This window comes from Mycobacterium neglectum, from assembly GCF_002591975.1.
Lineage (GTDB): Bacteria > Actinomycetota > Actinomycetes > Mycobacteriales > Mycobacteriaceae > Mycobacterium > Mycobacterium neglectum.
In genome coordinates, this window is record NZ_NVQE01000030.1 from 63,825 (window position 1) to 70,918 (window position 7,094).

General features: G+C 65.4%; 7 protein-coding genes and 1 pseudogene. 5 read left to right on the forward strand and 3 right to left on the reverse strand.

Annotated features, from left to right (window positions below):
- Positions 1–2: 2 nt before the first annotated feature.
- Positions 3–632, reverse strand: coding sequence for a DUF3043 domain-containing protein (locus CSQ99_RS21455; protein ID WP_425437848.1), 630 nt, complete (start codon positions 630–632; stop codon positions 3–5).
- A 189-nt stretch (positions 633–821) separates the two neighbouring features.
- Here CSQ99_RS21455 and CSQ99_RS21460 point away from each other — a divergent pair, with 189 nt between their 5' ends.
- Entirely contained in the window at positions 822–1,184 is a 363-nt protein-coding gene (locus tag CSQ99_RS21460) for a HesB/IscA family protein (protein WP_099041018.1), read from the forward strand.
- 1 nt (position 1,185) lies between these two features.
- On the opposite strand, the gene CSQ99_RS21465 is transcribed toward CSQ99_RS21460, so the two are convergent.
- Positions 1,186–1,857 (reverse strand): Rv0361 family membrane protein, encoded by a 672-nt coding sequence (locus tag CSQ99_RS21465; RefSeq protein WP_099041019.1) that lies wholly within the window; start codon positions 1,855–1,857, stop codon positions 1,186–1,188.
- 143 nt (positions 1,858–2,000) lie between these two features.
- Here CSQ99_RS21465 and CSQ99_RS21470 point away from each other — a divergent pair, with 143 nt between their 5' ends.
- Entirely contained in the window at positions 2,001–2,984 is a 984-nt protein-coding gene (locus tag CSQ99_RS21470) for a carbohydrate kinase family protein (RefSeq protein WP_099041020.1), read from the forward strand.
- A gap of 15 nt (positions 2,985–2,999) precedes the next feature.
- Here the strand turns inward: CSQ99_RS21470 and asnB are convergent, their stop codons facing one another.
- Entirely contained in the window at positions 3,000–4,931 is a 1,932-nt protein-coding gene (asnB, locus tag CSQ99_RS21475) for an asparagine synthase (glutamine-hydrolyzing) (RefSeq protein ID WP_099041021.1), read from the reverse strand.
- Between the two features lie 78 nt (positions 4,932–5,009).
- On the opposite strand from asnB, the gene ctaC reads away from it, so the two are divergent.
- The 3 genes and pseudogenes from ctaC to CSQ99_RS21490 form a co-directional block, all read left to right on the forward strand.
- A complete protein-coding gene (gene ctaC / locus CSQ99_RS21480) occupies positions 5,010–6,092 on the forward strand; it encodes an aa3-type cytochrome oxidase subunit II (protein ID WP_483869967.1) in 1,083 nt (360 codons plus the stop codon).
- 10 nt (positions 6,093–6,102) lie between these two features.
- Positions 6,103–6,522 carry a cytochrome c oxidase subunit 4 gene (locus CSQ99_RS21485; RefSeq protein ID WP_099041023.1) on the forward strand — a complete coding sequence of 140 codons (420 nt, stop codon included), beginning with the start codon at positions 6,103–6,105 and terminating at the stop codon, positions 6,520–6,522.
- A 142-nt stretch (positions 6,523–6,664) separates the two neighbouring features.
- Positions 6,665–7,094, forward strand: a pseudogene (locus CSQ99_RS21490) (hypothetical protein); the annotation flags it as partial.

A 7,094-nucleotide genomic window follows, 5' to 3' on the forward strand; every position in this document is an offset into this window, starting at 1 on the left:
GCTCAGGTGACCTTGTTGCCGCGCTCCACCTGCGGCCGGGGCGCCCGCATGCGGCGCAGTTGCGAGGCGCGGCTGGCCGCGTAAAAGCCCAATTTCCAACCACTCTCGGTGTTGTCGGGGAACTTCTCGTCGACCAGGCGGTTCGCTTTGCGGCCGAGGATGAACCCGTCGATGACCATGATGAGAACCAGAACCAGCATGGCGGGGGAGATGAGCTGCTGCACAGCGACCGACGGCACCGAGAGCATCACGAAGATCAGCACCAGCGCGGCGGGCATGAACAAGCCGAGCGCATTGCGCCGGGAGTCAACCACGTCACGGACGAATCGACGCACCGGACCCTTGTCCCGCGGCAGCAGGTAGGCGTCGTCGCCGGCCATCATCTTTTCGCGGCGTGCCGCCATGTCCGCGCGGCGCGTGACCTTGTCGGCCTTGCGCTCCTCGCGGCTCAGCTTGGTGCGCGCTTCCTTACGGCGTTTGCGCGCCTCGGAGGTGGTCATCGGCGCTGGCGCCACCGGGCCGCGCTTGCGGGTGGCCTCGCTGCGTTTGGGCGTCGGTCTGCCCTTGGGCGCGGTGGTCCTGGATTCGCCGGACTCGCCCTCGAGGCCGGTCTCGGCGGTGTCTTCGGACACATTGGAATCCGGTGTCCGCGCGTTGTCTTTCTTTCGGCCCAGCAGGTTCACGCCTGTCAGGTTAACTTCCGGCCGCCTCCGACGGCACAAGCGCCCGGCGGGACCTGGGGACAAAGTCGGGAATAGGGCCGAGACAAGGTACCGTTGACGTAGTACGCCGCACGTTGTTGAGGCCACACAGGAGACGTAATGACTGTTCAGGAAGAGTCGGCCACCGGAACCGCCACCCATGGCGCGAAGCTGACCGATGCCGCTGCCGCCAAGGCCAAGGCGCTGCTGGACCAGGAGGGCCGTGACGATCTGGCCCTGCGCATCGCCGTGCAGCCGGGCGGCTGCGCCGGGCTGCGTTACAACCTGTTTTTCGACGACCGGTCGCTGGACGGCGACGTGAGCGCCGAGTTCGGCGGCGTCGCGCTGATCATCGACCGGATGAGCGCGCCCTACGTACAGGGCGCCGTGATCGACTTCGTCGACACCATCGAGAAGCAGGGCTTCACGATCGACAACCCGAACGCCACGGGCTCGTGCGCCTGCGGCGATTCGTTCAACTGATTCAGTACTGACCGGCCGTCCGCGGCAGGTACGAGCAGACCAGCACCTCGTTGTTCTGGTTGAGCAGCTGTGCCACGCCTTGTTGTTCGCCTTCGGTCCGCGGCTGTCCGCGCCGGGAGGTACCCGATGGCTCGATCTGCATGGTGAACAGCACCTGCGCCTGATGCGGCGACCACATCACCACCTTGTCGATCGACGTCACTTCGGCGCGTCCGTACTGCTGGCGGAAGGCGTCGCTGGCCAGGCCGGCCAGCGCCAGGTCAGAACGGCGTTCCCTGACCGCGTCGAACATCCCGCACAACGTGTGCCTGGCGACCGTCTCGTCGTCACCGTTGGTCATCGCATCCAGATACTCCTGGATCGCCGCCTTGGCCGACGCGTCGGTCAGCGTGCCGGATCCCGAAGCCCCATCGCCGCCGCTGGTGGCGAGCACGATTCCCGCCACCGTCGCCGCGACCACGAGGACCGCCAGCAGCGCGCCGGCGATCAGTGGCCAGCGTCGCTTCTTCGGATACGGCACCGGGGGCGGCAGCATTCCCGGATACGGCGATCCGACGTTCTCTGGATACGGTTCCGGAAAGGGCTGCGCAGGAAACGGTTGCGGACCCGTGCCCGGATACATTTGCGGGCCGGTCGGACCGACGCCGTATTCGGGCGGGTACGGACCGGACATGTATTTGCTCCCCAGAAGTGTGTGTCGGAATTGGTCTGTCTACAGTGGCCCAACGGGTACTCGTACGCAGGTTAGCGCACCTCGCGGGGGAGCCCGCTGAGTAAGATTATCTAGACGGCTTAATAAATGAAGGGTGACGTTTCGTGACCATTGCGGTGACCGGGTCGATTGCGACCGACCATCTGATGCGGTTCCCTGGGAAATTCTCCGAACAGCTCCTGCCCGAGCATCTTCAGAAGGTGTCGCTGAGTTTCCTGGTCGACGATCTGGTCGTGCATCGTGGCGGTGTCGCAGGCAATATGGCCTTCGCCATCGGCGTTTTGGGCGGGGATGTCGCACTGGTCGGTGCTGTGGGTCGGGACTTCGACGAGTACCGCTCGTGGCTCGAGGCGGTAGGCGTGGACACCGGCAGCGTGCTCGTCTCCGAGACCGCGTACACCGCGCGGTTCGTGTGCACGACCGACGAGGCCATGGCGCAGATCGCGTCCTTCTATCCCGGGGCGATGTCCGAGGCGCGCGACATCTCCCTGGCTGACGTCGTGAAGCGGGTCGGCACACCGGAATTGGTGATCGTCGGCGCCAACGACCCCGACGCGATGTTCCTGCACACCGAGGAGTGCCGCAAGCTCGGCCTGGCATTCGCGGCGGACCCGTCGCAGCAGCTGGCCCGGCTGTCGGGCGAGGAGATTCGCAAGCTCATCGACGGCGCGACGTACCTGTTCACCAACGACTACGAGTGGGATCTGTTGCTGCAGAAGTCCGGCTGGAGCGAGGCTCAGGTGATGAGCCAGATCGGCATGCGGATCACGACGTTGGGGCCCAAGGGCGTCGACCTCGTCAGCTCGAGCGGCACCTTCATCCACGTCGACGTCGTGCCGGAAAAGCATCAAGCGGACCCGACCGGAATCGGCGACGCGTTCCGCGCCGGTTTCCTCACCGGTCGCAGCGCCGGGCTCAGCGATGAGCGTTCGGCGCAGCTGGCGTCGCTGGTCGCCGTTCTCGTGTTCGAGGCGCCAGGGCCGCAGGAGTGGAGCTGGGACCGCGAGGAAGCCGTGCAGCGGCTGACCGACGCGTACGGCGCCGAGGCGGGCACCGAAATCTCGGAGGCGCTCGGCGCAGGCAGATAGCGGCGTCGCGCGTGCTTACAGCTGGACGGGGTAGGTCGGCTCGCTGATCTGCGGGGTCACGCTGTGCTCGACGAAGATGGCGTGCCACAGCATGAAGATCAGCACCGTCCATAGCCGCCGACTGTGATCGCTTACGCCACTTCGGTGTTCGTCGAGCATCCGGGTGACGGCGCTCAGATCGATGAGCTCGCCTGCCGCCGATGTGGCGACCGTCCGATACGCCCAGTCCTGAAGTTCGCCGGCCTGCAGCCAGTGCCGGATGGGTACCGGGAAGCCCAGCTTCGGGCGGTTGAGCACGTGCGCGGGCACTATCGGCTCCAAGGCCCGGCGCAGCGCGAACTTCGTGGTGGTCCTGGTGATCTTCTGCTCCAGCGGAAGCCGTGACGCCACCGCGAACACCTCGGGATCCAGGAACGGCACTCGCAACTCCAGCGAGTTGGCCATCGTCATCTTGTCGGCCTTGACCAGGATGTCGCCGCGCAGCCAGGTGAACAGGTCGATGTGCTGCATGCGGGCCACCGGATCGGCGCCGTCGGATGCGGCGTAGACCGGTGCGGTGACATCGGTATGGGTCCATTCCGGCCTGAAGCCGGGCAGTACCGCGCGCAGCTGCGCATCGGAGAAGCTGCGCGCGTTGCCGTAGTAGCGCTCCTCGAGCGTCAGCGATCCCCGGTGCAGCAGGCTCTTGCCGCGCAGCCCTTCGGGCAGCGGCCGCGATGCGTGGCCCAGTGACCGACGCACCGGTCGCGGCAGATAGTCAAACGGACGCAGGGACAACGGTTCTCGGTAGATGGTGTAGCCGCCGAACAGTTCGTCGGCGCCCTCGCCCGACAGCACCACCTTGACGTGCTTGCGGGCCTCGCGGGCGATGAAGAAGAGCGGGACCAATGCCGGGTCGGCGACGGGTTCGTCGAGATACCAGACGATTTCGGGCAGTGCGGCGACGAACTCGGCCTGGCTCACCACCTTCGTCACGTGCCGTGCGCCGATGGCTTCGGCCGACGCTACGGCGACGTCGACCTCGGAGTAGCCCTCGCGTTCGAAGCCCGTGGTGAACGTGATCAGCCGCGGGTTGTGCCGCATCGCCAGGGCGGCGATTGCGGTGGAGTCGATGCCGCCGGACAGGAATGCGCCCACCGTGACATCGGCGCGCATGTGCTTGGCCACCGAGTCCTCCAGGACCGCGGTGATCTCGTCGTAGCGCGCGCGTTCGTCGCCGGACGCAAAAGGAACCGCGGCGAACCGCGGGGTGAAATACCTCGTCACCTGGGGTGGCCGGCCCGGCCGCACGCGGGCGTAGCTGCCCGATTCGAGCCTGCGCACGCCGCGGTGCAGCGTCTCGGGTTCGGGCACGTACTGGAGCACCGTGTAGTGCTGCGTGGCGCGCTCGTCGATGCCGAGGTCAATTCCGATGATCCCGGCCAGATCGAGCAGGCACTTCTTCTCGCTGCCGAAAACTGTTCCGCCGACACCGGTCGCCATGTACAACGGCTTGATGCCGAATGGATCTCGGGCACAGAACAATTCACCTTCGACGGTGTCCCACAGGGCGAAGGCGAACATGCCGCGCAGCCGGGTCAGCGCCTCGGTACCCCAGTAGTGGTAGGCGGCGACGATCGTTTCGCTGTCGCCGTCGGTTGCGAATACCGCGCCGTGCTCGGTACGCAGCTGCTCCCGCAACTCGAGGTAGTTGTAGATCTCGCCGTTGAACACCAGGACGTATCGGTCGGGGGACTCCGGCGGACCCCAGCGCAGCGGTTGGTGGCTGTGGGCGATGTCGATGATCGAGAGTCGGTTGAACCCGAGCACCGTGCGCTCGTCCGACCACGTGCCCGGTTCATCTGGACCGCGGTGACGCATCAAGTGCGACGCGCCCGAAACCGCGGCTATGACGTCAGCAGAGACCTCACCGGACGGGTCGGTAACCAGGGCCAGCAGTCCGCACACCGAGCCAGTATGCCTAATCGTCGAGGTGTGTCGAGACCTGCGTCCTGAGGTGGTCTACGCTGCGTAGTATTCGGCTTTCTGTCCCGACTTCTAGGAGGCGCCAGCGTGACACCTCGCGGTGTGAAGGTGGTGGCGTTATCGGTCGTACTCGGCAGCATGACGGTGCTGCTCAGCGGGTGTGACTGGTCTGAGGTTCTCGGCCTCGGATGGCCCCGCGGCATCACCCCCGAGGCGCATCTCAACCGGGAGCTGTGGATCGGCTCGGTGATCGCCTCGCTGGTTGTCGGTGTGATCGTGTGGGGCCTGATCTTCTGGACCTCGGCGTTTCACCGGCACAAGAAGGGCGACACCGAGTTGCCCCGCCAGTTCGGTTACAACATGCCGCTTGAGCTGGTGCTCACCGTGGTGCCCTTCCTGATCATCTCGGTGCTGTTCTATTTCACCGTCGTGGTGCAGGAGCGGATGCTGCACAAGGAGCCCAACCCCGACGTCGTCATCGACGTCACCGCATTCCAGTGGAACTGGAAATTCGGCTATCAGAAGGTGAACTACCAGGACGGCACCTTCAACTACGACGGAGCCGACCCGGAGCGCAAGGAAGCCCTTGCATCCGGGCCCGAAGGGCTGGAGAGCCCGGAAGGCGGCGAAGCCGGTTCGCACGGCGGCGAGTTCGGTGCCATCGCGGGCAAAAACCCCGAAGACCGCACCTATCTGAACTTCGACAAGGTCGAGACGCTCGGCACGTCGACCGAGATTCCGGTCCTGGTGGTCCCCTCGGGTAAGCGCATCGAGTTCCAGATCGCCTCAGCCGACGTCATCCACGGCTTCTGGGTGCCGGAATTCCTGTTCAAGCGCGACGTGATGCCGAACCCCGAGGCGAACAACTCCGACAACATCTTCCAGATCACCGAGATCAACCAGGAGGGTGCGTTCGTCGGCCGCTGCACGGAGATGTGCGGCACGTATCACTCGATGATGAACTTCGAGCTGCGGGTGGTGTCGCCCAACGACTTCAAGGCGTACCTGGAGCAGCGGATCGACGGCAGGACCAACGCCGAGGCGCTGCAGGCCATCAACCAGAATCCACTGGCAGTCACCACACAGCCGTTCGATACTCGTCGCGGCGAGCAGGCACCGAAGCTCACGCAGGCCAGCAAGTAGGGGACACCAGATGCATATCGAAGCAAGGCTTTTCGAGTTCCTGACCGCGTTCTTCGTCCTGTCCGCCATCGTCTACGGCGTGCTGACCGCGATGTTCCAGTACGGCGGTATCGAGTGGGCGGGTACCACCGCATTGGTCCTGACCGCGGGGCTGACGTTGATCACCGGTACGTTCTTCCGGTTTGTGGCCCGGCGCCTCGATACCCGGCCCGAGGACTACGAAGACGCCGAGGTCAGTGATGGCGCCGGCGAGCTGGGCTTTTTCAGCCCGCACAGCTGGTGGCCGATCTTCATCGCGCTGTCGGCGTCCGTCACCGCCGTGGGTGTCGCACTCTGGCTCCCGTGGCTCATCGTGGCCGGTGCCTGTTTCGTGCTGACGACCGTCGGCGGCTTGGTGTTCGAGTACTACACCGGACCCGAAAAGCACTGACGCCCGGCCGGGGCGAATACCATCCCCCGACAAGGTCACAATCGGGGCACTACTTCGTCGGTTCTCCGTGCTGTGAGAGGTATCCGGATCAGGTGTTTGGGTAGTGTTGCCGAGGCATGTGAGTCGAGAAGGATAGGCGTAGATGAGCGGGCCGAACCCCCCGGATCACGAAGGGGACGATCTTCCTGGTCAGGAGCCGGGCAGCAGTCCCGGTAGGCCGGAAAGCAGCGAAACCGACGCCTATTCGCAGGCGTATTCGGCCCCGGAGTCCGAACAGTTCACCAGCGGTCCCTACGTACCTGCGAATTCAGGTCTGTATGACTACGACAGCTACGAGCCCAGCGAGCACGTCGAACCGACCGAGCCGCCGCGGTGGCCCTGGGTGGTCGGGGTCGTGGCCATCGTCGCGGCGATCGCGCTGGTCGTGTCGGTGTCTGTGCTGGTGACCCGGACCGATACCAGTAGCCTCGCGACGCCGGAGACCACGACCAGCACACCGCCTCCGCCTCCGGTGCAGGACGAGATCACCACGACGACTCCGCCACCGCCGCCCCCGCCGCCGACAGAGGAGC